The organism is Luteitalea sp. (assembly GCF_044337415.1).
In the GTDB taxonomy this organism is placed as follows: domain Bacteria; phylum Acidobacteriota; class Vicinamibacteria; order Vicinamibacterales; family Vicinamibacteraceae; genus Luteitalea.
On the sequence record NZ_JBIINP010000082.1, the window covers coordinates 1 to 17,677 of the forward strand.

Here is a 17,677-nt window from a genome sequence, read left to right on the forward strand (position 1 = left end):
GCCATGGGGTCCGTGCTGCTGTCGGTGTCGTTGCCGTCCGACACGACGACCACGGCCTTCTTCTTGTGCTTGCCGCCCTGCGCCATCGGCACCGCCTCGGCCACGGCGTCGTACAGCGCCGTGCCGCCGCGCGGGCGAATCCGCTGGAGCCCCGCCGAGACCTGCCGGCGATCGGTGGTCCAGTCGCTCACGAGGTCGGTGCGATCCGAGAAGCTCAGCAGGAAGATCTCGTCCTCCGGCTGCAGCAGGTCGTACATGAACCGATCGAGCGCGGCCTGCGCGGCGCGGAACTTCTCGCCCGACATGCTGCCGCTCACGTCGAGCACGATGCCCAGGCTGACGGGCACGCGCTCACTGCTGAAGTGCGAGATCTGCTGCCGCTGGCCGTCCTCGTAGACCTCGAAGTCCTCCTTGCGGAGGTTCGACACGAAGCGGCCCGACGCGTCGGTGACCGTCGCGGTGACGTTGATCAGCTCCGTCGTGCTGCGGAACCGGAAACCGTCCTGCGCCGCCAACGGCACGATCGACGCGGCCGCGACCAGGGGAACGACGAACGAGCGCCGAAGAATCGTCAACATGCCTGATGCCTCATGACTGGTGAAGAGTGCGAACCCGTACCCGGTACCCGCTACCCGCTACCCGCTACCCGGCCCTTACCGCTTGTCCACGTGCGGCACGAGCGCGCCGTCGGGGCCACGGAAGGTGACGCGATACCGCCGGCCGTCCTTGTGCGCCGGGAGTTCCACGGCGAAGCCCGCCTCGGCGCCGGGGCGCAGCGACGAGGCGTCGATCGGCGTCCGTGCGCTGCCGAGGAAGCCACCCGCCTGGTCGAGCAGCATCACGCTGGCCACGAGGCTCGCGCGTGCCGATCCCGCCACCGGATTGGCGACGCGACCGCGCACCACGAGGACGTCGCCCTTGCGCTCGTGCGCGAGCCCACGCAGTTCCAGCGGGATGCCTGTCGCGGCCACCGGTGCCGCAGCCGCCGGGACCGACGTCGTCGTCGCCTCGGTGACCACTGGCGCCGACGGACGGCCGAAGAGCAGGTACGCCACCGCGATGAGGGCCACCAGGACCAGCCCGCCCAGCGCGATGAACCGGCGCATGTCGGTCGTGGCTTCCTCGCGCGCCTCGCCGAACAGCCCTCCCTGTCGCGAGGGCTCGCTGTCGGACCCGATGGCCGGCTGGGCCTGCGCCGTCATCCATGCCTGCGCCGGCACATCCTGGAGCGGCGCGTCGATGGTCGGCGCGTCGTCGACGACCGGGCGCTCGCTGCGGAACGCGCCTGGCTGGCGTGCGTCGTCGACGATCACGACATCCGGGACGCGGGCGACCTGGCGCGCCACCGGCGCCGCCGCTGGCGCCGCGAACCCGACGTGGGTGGCGCGGGCCATCTCGGTGGCACGGGTGTCGTCGTGGTCGAGGGCCGCGGTCAGCACCGCGACGCGGGCCTCGGACCGACGCTGTTCCTCACGCATCAGGCGGTAGGCGAACCAGCCGAGGCTGGCAGACATCACGAGGGCGGCAATGGTGACGATCAACATGGCAATTCCTCAGCGCAACTTGAACTCGACGGCCACTTCGACGATCACGTCGACGGGGCGACCCTTCCGCGTGGCGGCGGCGAAGGACCACCGCCGCACCGCCTGGATGGCCTGCTGATCGAGGCCGCCGCCCAGGCCCTGCAGCACCCGCACGTCGCCGACGCGGCCATCGCGACGCACCACGATCTCCAGCACCACCTCACCCTCGACGCCCCGGCGACGCGCGTCTTCCGTGTAGTCGGGCTTCACTTCGTTCAGGAGGCGCGGCGGCTGGATGCCGCTACCCGGGCGGAACGGGCCTCCGCCCTCGCCGCCACCCTCGCCGTCGCCGATGCCGGAGCCCTGACCTTCGCCAAGGCCCGTGCCCGTCCCGGTGCCTGCGCCCCCGCCCTGGCCCGAGCCACGACTCGGCGCCACGGCGGGACGCTGTTCCAGCACGCCGGCCTGCGTGGCGGCGTCGTTGCTCCGCGCGGCCACCGGCGCCTCGACCGGCGGCAGGGGCTCGGGCGCCTTGGGCGTCGGAGGCGGCTCCTCGATCGTCGGGGCCGGCTGCTCAACCACGGGCTTGCGCACGGGGAGCGGGCTCTTCAGCGCCGAGGTGCCCTCACGGCGAGCCTGCGGGGCGGGCGTCTTCATGCGCAGGCCACCGCCTCCGCCACCGCCGCCAGGGCCGGGCATGTTGAGGAAGACGAGCCGCATCTTTTCCGAGGGGGGCTCCTGCGCCCGTGCTGCCGACGAATCGAGCGGCACCAGCGTGGCCAGCAGCAGGCCGCCGATCATCGCGCCGTGCACGGCGGCCGAGGCCGCAGCCGGCAAGCCCGGCGAGCGCTTCGCGCCATGTGCCCGCGCGAAGAGCGATCCCGGAGTGGCGGTGAGCGCTGCCGCACTTGCGATGGGGAAGGGACGGCCGTCGCGCAACCGCCGAGCCGCGTCCACGGCATCGTCATGGGCGACGAATTCGCCGTCGACGCTGCGCAGCGCGCCGGTGGCAATCAGGTCGGCAACGACGTCAGTGCGAACGCCGGCCGCTTTGGCGATCTCGCGGGCGGTGAAGACGTCGGGCAGTGTGCGAAGTGTCTGTGGCATCGGTCCCCCAGTGGGGTGCATGAACGCCAACAGACATCGCAACAACCGTGCCCGCCGAAAAGCGGGCCTGAATCGAAAGAATCGCTGGAAAACCTGGTCCGAACGGACAGCAGGGCGGAGTCAGCAGGACATGGGGTGTCCTGTGCCGATGACAGCTAGGTCGATTGACCTTTGAGGGCTTCGACGATGGCGACGCCGTCGCGGTCGAAGAGGACGCGCGCGCCCTTGAAGTGGGTGGCGCAGGTAGCCTGCACGCTGGCAGGCGCTGGCGCGTCTGCCGCCTTGCGACGCACCACGAGCACCACACGGCCGCCCTGCCGCAGGACGCGCCTGATCTCGGGCAGCAATTCCGCCACAGGGGCGGAGACCACGTCGACCACGGCGAGGTCGAAGTCGCCCTCGGCGAAGGGCCAGGGGGCGGTGGGGGCGTCGACCACCTCGACGAGCACCCCGGCGCGCTCGGCAGCTTCCTGCAGCGTGTGCGCTTCCTGGGGCGTGGCGGCACGCGCGATGGCCTTGCCGCTCAGGCCCGTGACCTTGGCCAGCGCGGCGACAAGACCCGGGTCGCCCGCGCCGGCGGTCAGCAGGCGATCGCCGAGCCGCGCGTCGATCATGCGCGTCAGCAGGTCGTAGCGCCCCGGATCTCCCCGAAGCCACCGGACCAGCGCGTTGGAGGCGAACACGTCCGCGAGCGACACGCGACCAGCCTACCATCCGTCCTGCTGGGTAGGGCGCGATGTCCCCATCGCGCCGTTGGTGCGCCGTGTCCGGCTTCACGGCGGCATGGGGACATACCGCCCTACCTCTGAATCCGTGAGGACACCCCGCCCTACCTGTCGCAGGCGAGGCGCCGTACGAGTGCAGTAGAGTGACGGGCATGCGCGCATCGAAGCTGCAGCCGGCGCTCGTCGGCGGACTCGTCATCGGGGTGTTGTCGGCGTTGCCCGTCATCTCGATGGGCAACTGCCTGTGCTGTGCGTGGGTGGTCCTTGGCGGCGTGGTGGCCACCTACCTGCTGCAGCAGGCCCAGGCGACGCCGGTCGACGGCGTGGACGCTGCCCTCACCGGGGCGATGGCCGGCGCGATCGGGGCGGTGTTTGCCGCCCTCATCGCGATTCCCATCCAGATGATCACGGGGCCGATGGGCGCAGACGTCCTGCAGCGCATCCTCGATCAGGGCGGGAGCGACATGTCGCCGGAGATGCGTGGCACCCTGCGCTCGCTCGTGCGCGGCGGGGTCGGCGGCGTGATCTCCGTGCTCGCCTTCCTGTTGAGCCTGTGCGTCAACGCGATCTTCGCGTCGCTGGGGGGCCTGCTCGGCATGGCGATCTTCAAGCCGTCGGTGCCGCCACCGCCGCCGGTCCCCGGCTTTGCCGACTCCGGCCGGCCGCATGCCCCGGAGCAGTGAGTACGCCCTGGCGTGGGCACTCGCGGCCGTTCAGGCAGCGGGTCTCGCGCTGGCACTCCTGATGTGCCGCCGCCTCGGCCTCCGGGTCGATGCGGCTGGCCTGTGGTCGCCGTTGCTGGTGCTCGTCGGCGTGGTCGGTCTCGGCGTCGCATTCGCGCGGCGCCGACATGACGGCCCGCTGGCGTGGATGATCCCCGAGGGGTTGTTCGTGTTCGCGCTGGTGGTGGCCCTCTGCCTGACCAGCGTGCCCATGCAGTACGCGGGCGCGGCGCTGGCGCGGCCCGTGATCGATCCGTGGCTCGCCGCGGCCGATCGCGCGATGGGCGTCCATGTCCCTGACCTGGCGGCCTGGACCGCGGCGCACCCGCGGGTGGCGACCGTGCTCGCGTGGGCGTACGCCTCGTTCGGGCTGCAGATCCTGGTCGCGCCGCCGGTGCTGGTCCTGCTCGGCCTTCGCCGCGCGCTCTGGGAGTACGCGTTCCTCCTGCACGCCTGCCTGCTGGCGACGCTGGCCTGCTTTGCGCTCTATCCGGCGGCCTGTGCCTTCCAGTGGTACGGCTTCACGTCGACGCTGCCGCAGGAGGCCTTCATCGCGCAGTTCGCGGGGTTCCGCGATGGATCGATGACGATGATCGACTACCGCACGGTGACCGGACTCGTGTCGGCCCCGTCGTTCCATGTCGCCGGCGCTCTCGTGCTCACGTGGGTCGTGCGGGAACGCGCCTGGGTGCTCGTGCCGGTGGGCCTGCTGAACCTCACGCTCTGTGCCGCCACCGTGCTCTCGGGGGCGCACTACCTCGTCGACGTGCTGCTCTCGGTCGGCCTGTTCGCCCTCAGCGTGGGGGCGTGGCAGGCGTGGGGCGTGCCTCGCCTGCCGGCGACGCGCTGAATCGGGCAGCCTGTGGCCTGCCGCCGACGTCACGGATCGTCGGACAAGCCCGACGGCGACGTGTCGAGTGGTCGCCGCCGCCGCCCGCCGACTCCCGACTCCCGATCCCGCGCGGCGTTTGATGTGCCCGCCTGACGCAAACAGGCGGTGGCGCCTACCCCGTTCGCAGTATGTGCCGCCTACGCCGCACCCCGTACGCTGTGCCGTCCCCGCAACGCGTGGCCCATCGGCGACCGTCGTTCACGCCGCTCGTGGTGCCCGTGTGCCGGTCCGCACCACATGCACGTCAGGCTCGTCGCGCTCGTCCTCGTCTGCCTCGCCCTCCTCGCACCCGGCCGCGCCGCCGCGCAGCTGACGGACGCTTCGTTGAAGGGGCATGTCCGCGCCCTCGACGGCCGTCCTGTCGCGGGCGGCACCGTCACGGTCACGCACGCCGCGACCGGGCAGTCGCGTACGGCCGCCACCAGCACCGAAGGCACGTTCCTGCTCGCGGGGCTCATGCCCGGCGACTACGTGCTCCTCGTCGAGGCGCAGGGGTTCCAGCCTGTGGGGCAGTCGGACCTGCGGCTCGCCAGTGGCGCCACCGTCGACGTGACCGTGGACCTGCCCGACGCCAGCACGCTGTCGGAGCAGGTCGACGTCACGGCCTCGCGCGTCACGGTGGCCGCCTCGCGCGACCCGCGCCTCTCCGAGACCTTCGACCGACGCGCGGTGCAGGACCTGCCGCTGCCGCAGCGCGACATCTTCCTGCTGCCCTCGCTCAGCGCCGGCGCCGCGCTGGTGCCGGGGGCCGCCAACTCCACCAAGCTCACGAGTTCGCCGGTCGTCACCGTCAACGGCAACCGCTATCGCGGCAACAACTACGTGCTCGACGGCGCGATGAACACCAACCCGAACAACAGCGGCGAACCGGCCATCGTGCCGAGCGTCGAGGCGGTCGATGAGGTGTCGGTGCAGACCACGAACTTCGCCGCCGAGTTCGGGCGTGGCAACGGCTCGGTGATCAACGTGCAGGTGCGTGCCGGCAACAACACCACGTCGGGACGGCTGTACGAGTACCACCGCAACGACGCGCTGAACGCGCGCAACTACTTCTCGAGCACCAAGCCGCAGCAGGACTTCCATCAGTTCGGCGGCTCGGTCGGTGGCCCGCTGCGCAAGAACCGCACGTTCTTCTTCGGCGCCTACGAGGGCACGCGCAACGACATCGAGCGGCCATACAGCTACCAGGTGGAGACGCCCGAGCTGCGTGACTACGTGGCGCGCACCTCGCCCACCAGCGTCGCGGCCCGCCTGTTCCGCGACTTCCCGGCGCCGTCGCCGGTCCGCAGCGGCGCGGGGTACCTCGACCAGCGCGTGCTGCTCACGCCCGAAGGCCCGATTCCGGCGCTCGCCCGCGCCAACGTCACGATTGCCGACGACGTGCGATTCGACCAGTACATCGCGCGGGTGGATCACGTGGTGAACTCGCGCGACCGCCTCGCCGTGCGCGTCATCGCCGAGCAGCAGCGCGACGAAGGTGGCACGAGCTCGAACCCGGCGACGCTCGGTCGCGCGCTGCGCGGGAGCCGCGGCCCGTTCTCCGGCTGGTTCGGCAACCTCAACACCGGCTACACGAGCGTGATCGGCCGCGCCGTGAACGACGTCCGCGTCGCCTACCAGCTCACCGACGTGCAGCGCGGCGACCCGGACGCCATCGTGCCCACCATCACCGTCACGGGCATGACGGCGCCCTACGGCGACGTGTTCCTCGACGCGAGCCGCCTCGGCACGCTCGAGATCCGCGACGTGCTCACCCTCGATCGCGGGCGCCACGCCATCCGCATGGGCGTCGAGATGCGGCGCATCACCAAGGACCTCGCCGTCGGTCCACCGCAGGCGGGGAACTTCGCCTTCAACTCGATCGGCGACTTCATCGCGGACCGGCCGTTCCGCCAGACGCTCACCGTCGAGCCGACGACGGGCGTGCCGACGAACTTCCCGCGCTACTTCACGCAGTACGAGACGGGCGCCTTCATCCAGGACCAGTGGACGGTCTCCGACAGGCTCAGCGTGAGCCTCGGCCTGCGGCACGACTATTTCGGCACGGTGACCGAGCGAGAGGGTCGCCTGTCGTCGATCATCCTCGGCCCGGGCGCGACCTTCGAGGAGCAGCTCCGCACCGCAGCCATCGGGCGGGTCGATCGCCTCTATCGCCCGGAGCTGTTCAACGTGTCGCCGCGCCTCGGCCTGGCGTGGGACCCGCGCGGCACGGGTCGCACGTCGATCCGCACCGGGTACTCGCTCGCGTACCAGCCGCACCACGGCCAGTCGATCTCGGGGGCGCGCGCGCTGCCGCCCGACGCGGTGCAGGGCGTGATCCAGCCGTCCACCGGCATCGGGACGCAGATCCTGTACGACATCCCCGTGCCGCTGAACCCGGAGTTCGGCCGCGGTCTCAACGACCAGGGCGGCGTCCAGAGCCGTCCCGGCGAGCCCCCTATCCGCACCACCGGCTTCGTCGTCAACCCGACGATCAAGACCCAGTACACGCAGAGCTGGTTCCTCAATGGCCAGCAGCGCCTCGGGCAGCGGTGGCGCGTCGAACTCGGCTACGTCGGCACCCGCGGCGTGAACCTCGAGCGCATCGACGACGTGAATCGCGTGGCGGGCGACCTGCTCGACGGCCGCGAGGATCGGATCAACCCGAACTTCAGCGTGCTCCTCTTCGTGACCAACGGCGTCTCGTCGTCGTATCACGCGTTCACGTCGGAGGTCCGGCGCGAGTTCGCGGGCGGGTTGTCGTTCTCGGCCAACTACCGCTGGTCCAAGTGGCTCGACACCTCGTCGGACACGTCCACGGGGCAGTTCCAGGACAACGCCGAGCCCGGCAAGGGCGCACAGGACGTCGCGTGCCTGCGCTGCGAGAAGGCGCCGTCGATGTTCGACGTGCCGCATCGCGTCGCCGCCACCCTGGTGTGGGCGCCGCAGGCCCTCGACGGGCGATCGGGCGTGCTGCCGCTGCTGCTGCGCAACTGGCAGGTGTCGGGCATCTTCGCCGCGCAGTCGGGCCGGCCGTTCTCGGTGTGGAACGGCGCGGCGTTCGCGGCCGGCGGCGACTACAACGCGGATGGTGGCGGCGGCGCCGTCGGCGGCGGGTTCTACGACCGGCCCGACGCGCCAGCGCCCGGGACGATCGCGACGTCGTTCTCGCAGGAGGACTTCCTGAACGGGCTGTTCCCGGCGAGCGCGTTCCCGCGGCCGGCGCCCGGTCGCAGCGGCACGCTCGGGCGCAACACGTTCCGCGGCCCCCGCTACCTGTCGCTCGACGCCTCCCTCATGCGAGGCTTCTCCCTGGGCGGGCGTCGACAGCTGCAGGTCCGCCTCGACGTCTTCAATGCCCTGAACACGCTCAACCTGTTCCTGCCCAACGCCGACCTGTCGATCGGTACGTTCGGCAAGTCCACGCAGGCCTTCGACGCGCGCACCATGCAGGTGGGCGCGCGGTTCGTCTTCTGACCGGGATGACCACGATGTCGATCCGATTCCTCGCGCTCGCCCTCGCGGCGACGCTCGTGACCCCGCAGGTCGCCACCGCCGCCGACGAGGCGCTGCCGACGCTCGCGCAGCTCGAGCGTGCCGCTCGCGCCCGCATCAAGGCGCAGCCGCGCGTCGACCTCGCGCTGCCTGCCACGTGGCCGTCCGAGCCGGCCCTGCGGCTCTACGGCCCCGACGTGCCCAACGTCGTCCGCGCCATGGGCGTCGTGCCTGAGGCGGTGCGTCCCATGGCCGACATGGTCCGGGCGGTGCTCTTCGAGGGCAGCGTGGCCACGTCGACCCGGGCGGCGATGGGCCTGCGCGTGGCGCAGATCCTGAACAGCCCGTACCTGGCCGCGCACATGGTCCGCGTGATCGCCGTGTCGCCGGAGGAGCCGGCCTGGCGCACCGTCTTCCGCAACGGCGACGGCGCGTCCGTCTCGACGCGCCAGCGCCTGGCCCTCGCGTACGCCGAATCGCTCACGCGCGACGTGCACGGGGTGACCGACGAGCAGTTCGCAAGCGTGCGCGCCCACTTCACCGACAGCGAGATCGTCGAACTGACGATCGTCACGGCGTTCTTCAACCACATGGCCCGGTTCGTCGAGGCGACGCGCCTGCCGGTGGAGCCGTGGGCCCTCGAGCGGCCGGCCACGCCGCTGCCGTACGTGGTCGAGGACAAGGGCGCGCCGCGTGTCGGCCTGATCTCCGACGCGGAGATCGCGGCGACGACTGCGGCCGCGGCGGCGGCCAAGGACCCGGCGGCACAGAAGGGCGGGCTGGGCCTGGGGATGGCCAACTCGATGCGCGCCATGTTCCGCGCTCCCGGCCTCGCCCTGCCGTGGCGTGCCCTCGGCACGGCCTTGCGCGAGCACGAGCAGGTCGGGCGCGACGTCAAGCTGCAGGTGTCGCTGGCGGTGTCGACGATGAACGGCTGCCGGTACTGCGTGCGTCACCAGGTACTGGGCCTGCGCCGGATCGGCGTCGACCCGGCCAAGCTCGTGGCCCTGCAGAAGGACGACGCCGCCCTCACGCCGCGCGAACGCACCGCCGTGCTGTTCGCCCGCCAGGTCACCGGCGACCCATCGAAGGTGAGCGACGCCGACTGGGCCGCATTGACCTCCGAGTTCGGCCCCCGCGGCGCCGTCGAGGTGCTGCTCCAGACCTGCACGTTCGCCTTCATGAACCGCTTCACCGACAACCTCAAGCTGCCGTCCGAGGACGAGGCGGTCAAGGTCTACCAGGACACGTACGGCGAACAGAAAAGGGAAGAAGAGTAGAAGGGCAGAAGAGCAGAAGGCAGAGCGGGAAGGCGAAAGGCACTGGAAGGGGGGAAGAAGGCGAAGACGGCCTTGTTCCGTGCGACCTTCTTGCCTTGAAGTCTCTTCCACCTTCCCGGTTTGCCTTCTTACCTTCTACTCTTCTGCTCTTCTACCCTTGCTCTTTTGATATCGTTTCCGCCCATGTCCTCTTCCAACGACATCCAGGCGCTGCTCGACGAGCAACGCACCTTCCCTCCCTCCGAGGGGTTCACCCGCACCGCGAACCTCGCCGACTCCGGCGTGTACGCGAAGGCCGCGGCCGACCCTGAGGCCTACTGGGCCGAGCAGGCGAAGCAGCTGGAGTGGATGACGCCCTACTCGACCGTGCTCGAGTGGAACGCGCCGCACGCGAAGTGGTTCGTCGGCGGCACGCTGAACGCCTCGGTCAACTGCGTCGACCGGCACGTGCGCGGCGGCAAGCGGAACAAGGCCGCGATCATCTGGGAGGGCGAGCCCGGCGACCGCCGCACCCTCACCTACTACGACCTGCAGCGCGAGGTGAACCTCGCCGCCAACGTCCTCAAGTCGCTCGGCGTCAAGCGCGGCGACCGCGTGGCGATGTACATGCCGCTCATCCCCGAGCTGGCCATCGCCATGCTCGCGTGCGCGCGCATCGGCGCGATCCACACCGTGGTGTTCGGCGGCTTCAGCGCCGAGGCCCTCGCCGACCGCATCAACGACTGCCAGTGCACCCTGCTGATCACCGCCGACGGCGGCTACCGGCGCGGCTCGCTGCTGCCGCTCAAGCAGATTGCCGACGAGGCCCTCAAGCACACCCCGTCGATCAAGAACGTCCTCATCGTCAAGCGCGACTCGTCGGACCGGTTCCCGGTGCACGTCACCGAGGGCCGCGACCACTGGTACCACCGCATCGTGCAGGACGTGGAGAAGTGGTGCGAGCCGGAGGCGATGGACAGCGAGGACATGCTGTACATCCTCTACACCTCGGGCACCACCGGGAAGCCGAAGGGCATCGTCCACACCACCGGCGGCTACCTGACGGGGACGATGGCCACCGCGAAGGCGGTCTTCGACCTGAAGGACGACGACGTGTACTGGTGCACGGCCGACATCGGCTGGGTGACCGGGCACAGCTACGTGGTGTACGGGCCGCTCGCGGCCGGCGCGACGGTGTTCATGTACGAGGGTGCGCCCGACTGGCCGGAGCGTGACCGCTTCTGGAGCATCATCGAGCGTCACGGCGTGACGATCTTCTACACGGCGCCGACGGCCATCCGCGCCTTCATGCGCTGGGGCGAGGATCTGCCCGCGAAGCACGACCTGGGCAGCATCCGCCTGCTCGGATCGGTCGGCGAGCCGATCAACCCCGAGGCGTGGATGTGGTACCACGAGCACATCGGCGGCCAGCGCTGCCCGATCGTCGACACGTGGTGGCAGACCGAGACGGGGCAGATCATGATCACGCCGCTGCCCGGCCTCACCACGACCAAGCCCGGCTCGGCCACGCATCCGTTCCCCGGCGTCAGCATCGAGGTCCGCAACGAGAAGGGCGAGCCGATCACGCAGGGCGGCGGCCTCCTCACCATCAGCAAGCCGTGGCCCGGCATGCTGCGCGGCATCTACGGCGACATGGACCGGTACGAGAAGACGTACTGGAGCAAGTGGAAGGACGGCGCCTACTTCGCGGGCGACGGCGCGCGCATCGACGCCGACGGCTGCATCTGGCTGCTCGGCCGCGTCGACGACGTGTTGAACGTCAGCGGACACCGCATCGGGACGATGGAGGTCGAGAGCGCGCTCGTCGATCACCCGGCCGTCGCGGAAGCCGCCGTGGTCGGGCGCACGCACGACATCAAGGGCCAGTCGATCACGGCCTTCGTCACGCTCAAGGACGGCCAGCACAGCTCCTTCACGCTGGTCGAGGCGCTGCGCGAGCACGTGGTGAAGAAGATCGGCGCGCTGGCCCGGCCCGAGGAGATCCACTTCGCGGCCGATCTGCCCAAGACCCGGTCGGGCAAGATCATGCGCCGCCTGCTGCGCGACATCGCCGAGGGCAAGGCCATCGGCGACACCACCACCCTGGCCGACCCCAACGTCGTCGCCAAGCTGAAGACGCAGTACGAGACGCAGGAAGATTGAGACGGGTAGCGGGTAGCGGGTAACGGGGAGCGGGTAACGGGGATGGCGGGTTTTGGCGTGCCCGCTCCCCGATACCCGCTCCCCGCTCCCCGGTTCCTGATACAAAGGAGGCCGTGACCGACGCTGTCCTCCTGCCCTTCGTCGACGCGTGGAGCACCGAGATCTCGGCGTCGCCGCGCGTCGTGTGGGAGGTGGTGCTGGGGATGGCGCCCGGGGCGACCCCGTCGCTCCCGTACCGCCTGTGGGCGTGGGCCTGGGCGGCAGACCCGCCGGCCAGCAACGGCCTCGCCGCCCACGTGCTCGGGGCCGAGCGGCCCGGCTTCGCCGTGTGTGAGGTGGTGCCGCCGCTCACCTACGCCCTCGCCGGGCGTCATCGCTTCGCCCGGTATCAGGTCGTGTTCCGCATCGAGCAACGCGGGGCCGGCCGTTCTCGTCTCACCGCGGAGACGTACGCGGAGTTCCCGGGGTGGCCAGGGCGGCTCTACCGGACCGCTTTGCTGGACGCCAGGCTGCACGGCGTGGTGATGTGGGTCATGGTGCGCCGGGTCCGTCGGCGCGCCGAAGCCCTCGCCCGTGAGCGGGATCAGATGAGCTCGTGACCGCGTGACAGACACCCAGGTTCCCTCGTCGCCCCCGCCCTCGACCCGTTCCCGCTGGCTGTTTCCGGCCGCCGGCGGCCTGGTCGTGGTGCTGACCCTGCTGGCCGTGCTGGCCCTGCGGGGACCCGCCGCCCCAGGGCCAGCGGCGGCCCCGGCCACGCCGGTCGCGCCGCCGCCGCCCGTGCTTGCCGAGACGGCCGGCGAGGAGGGACACCTGGCCATCGGGGTGGTGTCGCTCGACCGCGTCGCCCCGGACACCCTCGAACTGCGCCTGTCGGTCACCCATACGGCGACCGCAGGAGCCCCGGCGCTCGACATCTCCCAGCGCTTCAGCGCCGACGGACCCGACCGTGGCACCCTGGCGGAGGTCTACCTGGCCGACCTGAGCCACGAGCACAAGTTCTTCGTGCTCCGCGATGGCCAGAACGCCCCGTTGGGCAGTCGCGACCTGACCCCCCTCGCCGCCGGCGAGCGACGCATCCTCTGGGCTCGCTACCCGGCGCCCGGCGAGGACGACCGGGAGGTCGTGGTCCACGTCCCGCACGCCGAGCCGATGCCCAACGTGCCGGTCGGCCAGCGGACGGAAAACACCCCCTGACGGCCCTCGTCATGCAGCCTTCGGCCTTCGACGGCCGATTGCCGACTGCCGACTGCCGACGGCAGTGGCGCCCTGGGGGAACCGTGGGCGCTGGGCTCCCGTACTAAGCTCTTGTCATGGCCCTCATCGAGACGCGCGACCTCTGGAAGACCTACGTCATGGGTTCCGAGGAGATTCACGCCCTGCGCGGCGTGAACATCGAGATCCAGCGCGGCGAGTACGTCGCCATCATGGGGCCGTCCGGCTCCGGCAAGTCGACGCTGATGAACCTCATCGGCTGCCTCGACACGCCCAGCAAGGGCACCTACCTCCTGAACAACAAGGAGGTCAGCCGGATGGACGATGACGAGCTGGCGCGGATCAGGAACGAGGAGATCGGGTTCGTCTTCCAGACGTTCAACCTGCTGCCCCGGGCCTCGGCGCTGCACAACGTGGAGCTGCCGCTGGTGTATGCCGGTGTCTCCGCCAACGAGCGCGGCGAGCGCGCCAGGGCGGCCCTGGCGAAGGTCGAACTCGACCAGCGCATGTCGCACAAGCCGAACGAGCTCTCGGGCGGCCAGCGCCAGCGCGTCGCCATCGCCCGCGCCCTCGTGAACAACCCGTCGATCCTCCTGGCCGACGAGCCCACGGGCAACCTCGACTCGAAGACGGGCGTGGAAATCATGGCGCTGTTCGATCGCCTCCACCAGGCCGGCAACACGATCGTGCTCGTCACCCACGAGCCCGACATCGCCGCGCACGCGCATCGCATCATCTCGATCCGCGACGGACAGGTCGAGAAGGACATCCCGCGCGCCGCGTTCGCCGCCACCCACTAGGTGGCAGTTTGAAATTGGACATTTGAAATTCCCGGGCGAGGGCCTGCGGCCACTCGCCTCGACAAGCCCCGGCGCGGCGAAGGCCGGAGGCCAAGCCGCCTGGAATTTCGAATTTCCAATTTCGAATTGCCACCGCAGAATCAGTGGCAGATGCGTCGCGTTCTCCCGGCGGCCTGCGCTGCCCTGACCCTTGCCGCCTGTGGCGGCGGGTCCTCCGCCCCCTCCACGCCGACCCAGCCCACCACCCCCACGGCCACGCCGCTGGCGCTGACGTGCCCGGCGCCTGTCGCGCTGCGCACCACGACGGGCCAGCCCGTCACGCTGACCTACGTCACGCCACAGGCAACGGGCGGTACCGCCCCCGTCTCCGTGTCGTGCACGCCTGCCTCTGGGAGCGCCGTGCCGGTGGGGAGCGGCAGCGTGTCGTGCACGGCCACGGACGCGCGCGCGCAGACCACGTCGTGCAGCTTCGGCGTCACGGTGGCGATCGCGCCGACGCTCTCGGTGGAGCGGTTCCTCTCGCTCGGCGACAGCTTCACCTTCGGCACCACCTCGCGGGTCGATCGCGTGATCCCCGGCGACACCTACACGCAGAAGCTGGAGTTCCTGCTCCGCGAGCGCTATCCCGACCAGCCGTTCACGCTCACCAACGCCGGCGTGCCCGGGCAGTTCATGGACCAGATCGAGGACCGCTACCCGGCGGCGCTGCGCCAGAGCAACGCGCAGGTGCTGATCCTGCAGGGCGGTGCCAACGACCTCAACACCGAGGGCGCCCGCTCGATCACCGACATCGTGACGCGCCTCGAGCGCATCACCCGCGACGCGCAGGGGCGCCGCGTGTCGGTGATCCTCGCGACGCTCACGCCGCAGCGGCCGGGCTCGACCAAGGGCACGACCTCACCGGCCGACATCCGAACGATCAACGCGCGGATCCTCGACCTGTGTCGCCGCTACCAGACCGGCTGCGCAGACCTGTACACGGCCTTCGGCGGCGAGCAGTCACCGCTCATCGGCACCGACGGCCTGCACCCCACGCCCGCGGGCTACGACCTCATCGCCGAGACGTACTTCGAGGTGATCCGGCGGCTGTTCGAGCGGACCGCCGGGGTGCTGCCGCTGTCATGACTCATGGCTCATGACTCATGACCAAACCCAAGGGTGAAGGGTGAAGGTACAGCGGCGCTAGACCGCATGGATCAAGGCCGACGTCGTTCAGGCTGGCGTCAGGCAGGGCAGGAGTTCCCGAGTGTTGTCCATCGTCAGTGGTCTCGGTTGCTTCGCCGCGTGGGGCCTGGTGGCTCTGGCGCAGGGCCCCGCGCCGGTGCAGCCGACATTCAGCGGTGGGACGACCCTGATCGAGGTCGCGGCGGTGGTCACCGCAGGCGGGCAAGCGGTCAACGACCTGCGTCGCGACGAGGTGCAGGTGCTCGACGATGGCGTGCCCCAGCCGCTCGTCGCGTTCGAGTACGTCGACCTCACGACCGTGACCGGTCCACCGCAGCGCCGTGACTTCGTCCTCGTGCTCGACGACCTGCAGATCGATCCGCGCACCACGAAGCCGGCGCAGGACGTGGCGCTCGCCCTGATCGACCTGCTGGGCGCGAACGACCGACTGGCCATCGTCAACACCAGCCCTCATGAACTGCGGCAGCAGTTCTCGGTCGACCGAGGCCAGGCACGAGCGCTGGTGAGAAAGCTCCGTGGCCAGCAGGGCGCGCCGATCCCTCAGGTCTGGGAGTACAACACGCGGCGGTTGCTCGACGTCCTCAACAGCGTGGCCACGGCGTTGAAGGGCGACGCCCCGGAGCGACGCACCGTGGTCGTGGTGAGCGAGGGCCGCCTCGCGCTCGATCCCGAGCGCGATACCGACCGCGACATGCTGCAGGACTACCGCGCCGTTGTCCGCGCCGCCGCGCTCTCGAACATCGTCGTTCACGGCATCGACCCGAGAGGCCTTCTGGCACCGCAGCCAGCGCCGGCGACGCAAGGGACGAGCGTGGACGCCGTGAGGGGCTCGGCCGAGAACCGCGCCGCCAGCAATGCCGCACGCCGGTTCGGCGCGCTCGGCCTGCTGGCCGGGAGCACGGGCGGGCGGATGGTGGTCGACCACAACGCGCCAGACGCGGGACTCGCGCAGGTCATCCGCGACAGCCGCCAGTACTACCGCCTCGCGTACGTCCAGCCCGGCATCCCAGCCGCCGAGCGCTCACGACCACGCACGATCACCGTCCGCGTCTCGCGGGACGACGTCCAGGTGCGCGCCCGCTCGGCTTACGTGCCACGCTGATCAACCGCGCAGCCCCCGACATGTCCCGGGCGACCCCCAGCCCCAAGCGCCCAGCCCCAAGCGTCAGTCGTTAAGCGTTAATCGTTAAGCGTTACAGTTATCCCCCATGTCCTTCCCGTCCCGCCTCGTCGTCGCCCTCCTCGGCGCGTCGTCGCTCATCGTCGCCTGCGGCGCCTCGTCCTCGCCGGCTCCCGAGGCGCAGGCGAAGCCCTCAGCCGTCGCCACGCCGGCCAGGCCTGCGGTCGAGCAGTACGGCTACGAGATCATCAAGAGCCACCCGCACGACCCGGCCGCGTTCACGCAGGGGCTCACTGTCACGGCCGACGGGCAGGTGTACGAGGGGACGGGGCTGTTCAACCAGTCGACGTTGCGGCGGGTGGACCTGGCCAATGGCGCGGTGCTGCAGTCCATCAAGCTCGATGGGCAGTACTTCGGCGAAGGCATCGCCGTGGTCGGCGACCGCATCGTGCAGCTCACCTGGCAGAACGGCACCGGGTTCGTCTACGACCGCAAGACGCTGGTGCGCGTGAAGGAGTTCACGTATCCGGGCGAGGGCTGGGGCCTGGCCTACGACGGGCAGCGGCTCATCATGAGCGACGGCACCGACACGCTGCGCTTCTGGCACCCGGAGACGCTCCAGGAGATCGGGCGGCTGCGCGTGCGCGACGGCGACAACGCCGTCGACCGGCTCAACGAGCTCGAGTGGGTGGACGGCGCGCTCTACGCCAACGTGTGGCAGGAGGATCGCATCGCGCGGATCGATCCGAAGACGGGCGTGGTGACGGCGTGGATCGACATGTCGAACCTGCTCACCGCCACCGAGCGATCACGCGGCGTGGACGTGCTCAACGGCATCGCCCACGACCCGAAGACGGGCCACTTCCTCATCACGGGGAAGCTGTGGCCCTGGGTCTTCGAGGTCAAGTTCGTCAAGCGGGGCTAACCGGAACGGCAATTCAGAATTCGGAATTCAGAATGAAGGGCAGCTCGGGGCAGTCGCACGCACGTGCGCCCCGCGCGTCATGCCGAACTGTGTCGACCCTCGACGTGCGAGTCGGACCTTCGGCGGTAGCCGTGGCGGCGCCCGCCCCGCGCTTCATTCCGAACTCTGAATTCTGAATTGCTCAAGCGTTCCGCTTCTCCTCCATGAGCCCCAGGAGATTGCCCGAGGGGTCGCGGAGGAAGGCCATCCACAGCTCGTGGTCGGGCATCACCGCGATGCAGTGCGCCCCCTTGTCGAACGGCGCGCCGTTCTGGCGCAGCGCGGCCTCGGTCTCCACGATGCCCTTCACCGAGAAGTAGAGCACCGAGGCGGTCCCCGGCGGCCCGGGGCCATCTTCCGGCAGTGTCAGCATCAGCCGGACATCGCCGGCCTTGAAGAAGGCCAGGCCAGGCGGCGCCTGGAACAGCAGCGGCAGGCCGAGCACGTCGCGGTAGAACGCGACGGCAGCAGGGATGTCGGCCACGGTCAGCGCGATCTGGCCGATGGGTGCGGCAGTCAGGGGTCCGG

General features: G+C 70.4%; 16 protein-coding genes. 11 read left to right on the forward strand and 5 right to left on the reverse strand.

The window, feature by feature from the left end:
• The 4 genes from ACIRDX_RS13035 to ACIRDX_RS13050 form a co-directional block, all read right to left on the reverse strand.
• Nucleotides 1-578, reverse strand: a 578-nt coding sequence (locus tag ACIRDX_RS13035; RefSeq protein ID WP_396625866.1) for a VWA domain-containing protein, incomplete at its 3' end; no start/stop codon positions are given.
• A 75-nt stretch (nucleotides 579-653) separates the two neighbouring features.
• Nucleotides 654-1,544, reverse strand: coding sequence for a hypothetical protein (locus ACIRDX_RS13040; RefSeq protein WP_396625867.1), 891 nt, complete (start codon nucleotides 1,542-1,544; stop codon nucleotides 654-656).
• A gap of 9 nt (nucleotides 1,545-1,553) precedes the next feature.
• A complete protein-coding gene (locus ACIRDX_RS13045; RefSeq protein WP_396625868.1) occupies nucleotides 1,554-2,630 on the reverse strand; it encodes an energy transducer TonB in 1,077 nt (358 codons plus the stop codon).
• A 155-nt stretch (nucleotides 2,631-2,785) separates the two neighbouring features.
• On the reverse strand, nucleotides 2,786-3,328 hold the full coding sequence (locus ACIRDX_RS13050) for a methyltransferase domain-containing protein (protein WP_396625869.1): 543 nt from the start codon (nucleotides 3,326-3,328) through the stop codon (nucleotides 2,786-2,788).
• 179 nt (nucleotides 3,329-3,507) lie between these two features.
• Here ACIRDX_RS13050 and ACIRDX_RS13055 point away from each other — a divergent pair, with 179 nt between their 5' ends.
• The 11 genes from ACIRDX_RS13055 (at nucleotide 3,508) to ACIRDX_RS13105 (ending at nucleotide 17,110) form a co-directional block, all read left to right on the forward strand.
• A complete protein-coding gene (locus ACIRDX_RS13055; RefSeq protein ID WP_396625870.1) occupies nucleotides 3,508-4,038 on the forward strand; it encodes a hypothetical protein in 531 nt (176 codons plus the stop codon).
• Nucleotides 4,022-4,927: a phosphatase PAP2 family protein gene (locus ACIRDX_RS13060; RefSeq protein WP_396625871.1), complete on the forward strand. Its 906-nt coding sequence runs from the start codon at nucleotides 4,022-4,024 to the stop codon at nucleotides 4,925-4,927. Before ACIRDX_RS13055 ends, ACIRDX_RS13060 begins: the two co-directional genes overlap by 17 nt.
• Nucleotides 4,928-5,206: 279 nt before the next feature.
• A complete protein-coding gene (locus ACIRDX_RS13065; protein WP_396625872.1) occupies nucleotides 5,207-8,425 on the forward strand; it encodes a TonB-dependent receptor domain-containing protein in 3,219 nt (1,072 codons plus the stop codon).
• A 14-nt stretch (nucleotides 8,426-8,439) separates the two neighbouring features.
• Complete coding sequence (locus tag ACIRDX_RS13070; protein WP_396625873.1) at nucleotides 8,440-9,723, forward strand: carboxymuconolactone decarboxylase family protein; 1,284 nt, start codon at nucleotides 8,440-8,442, stop codon at nucleotides 9,721-9,723.
• 183 nt (nucleotides 9,724-9,906) lie between these two features.
• Nucleotides 9,907-11,865 carry an acetate--CoA ligase gene (gene acs / locus ACIRDX_RS13075; protein ID WP_396625874.1) on the forward strand — a complete coding sequence of 653 codons (1,959 nt, stop codon included), beginning with the start codon at nucleotides 9,907-9,909 and terminating at the stop codon, nucleotides 11,863-11,865.
• Nucleotides 11,866-11,978: 113 nt separating this feature from the next.
• The gene (locus tag ACIRDX_RS13080; RefSeq protein ID WP_396625875.1) at nucleotides 11,979-12,464 is read left to right on the forward strand and encodes an SRPBCC family protein; all 486 of its coding nucleotides are present in this window, start codon (nucleotides 11,979-11,981) and stop codon (nucleotides 12,462-12,464) included.
• Nucleotides 12,465-12,468: 4 nt separating this feature from the next.
• Nucleotides 12,469-13,062, forward strand: coding sequence for a hypothetical protein (locus tag ACIRDX_RS13085; RefSeq protein ID WP_396625876.1), 594 nt, complete (start codon nucleotides 12,469-12,471; stop codon nucleotides 13,060-13,062).
• A gap of 116 nt (nucleotides 13,063-13,178) precedes the next feature.
• Nucleotides 13,179-13,880 (forward strand): ABC transporter ATP-binding protein, encoded by a 702-nt coding sequence (locus ACIRDX_RS13090; protein ID WP_396625877.1) that lies wholly within the window; start codon nucleotides 13,179-13,181, stop codon nucleotides 13,878-13,880.
• Nucleotides 13,881-14,030: 150 nt separating this feature from the next.
• The gene (locus ACIRDX_RS13095; protein ID WP_396625878.1) at nucleotides 14,031-15,005 is read left to right on the forward strand and encodes a GDSL-type esterase/lipase family protein; all 975 of its coding nucleotides are present in this window, start codon (nucleotides 14,031-14,033) and stop codon (nucleotides 15,003-15,005) included.
• A gap of 121 nt (nucleotides 15,006-15,126) precedes the next feature.
• Nucleotides 15,127-16,167 (forward strand): VWA domain-containing protein, encoded by a 1,041-nt coding sequence (locus tag ACIRDX_RS13100; RefSeq protein ID WP_396625879.1) that lies wholly within the window; start codon nucleotides 15,127-15,129, stop codon nucleotides 16,165-16,167.
• Nucleotides 16,168-16,273: 106 nt separating this feature from the next.
• Entirely contained in the window at nucleotides 16,274-17,110 is an 837-nt protein-coding gene (locus tag ACIRDX_RS13105; RefSeq protein ID WP_396625880.1) for a glutaminyl-peptide cyclotransferase, read from the forward strand.
• 181 nt (nucleotides 17,111-17,291) lie between these two features.
• Here ACIRDX_RS13105 and ACIRDX_RS13110 read toward each other — a convergent pair whose 3' ends face one another.
• Complete coding sequence (locus ACIRDX_RS13110) at nucleotides 17,292-17,669, reverse strand: VOC family protein (RefSeq protein ID WP_396625881.1); 378 nt, start codon at nucleotides 17,667-17,669, stop codon at nucleotides 17,292-17,294.
• Nucleotides 17,670-17,677 lie beyond the last annotated feature (8 nt).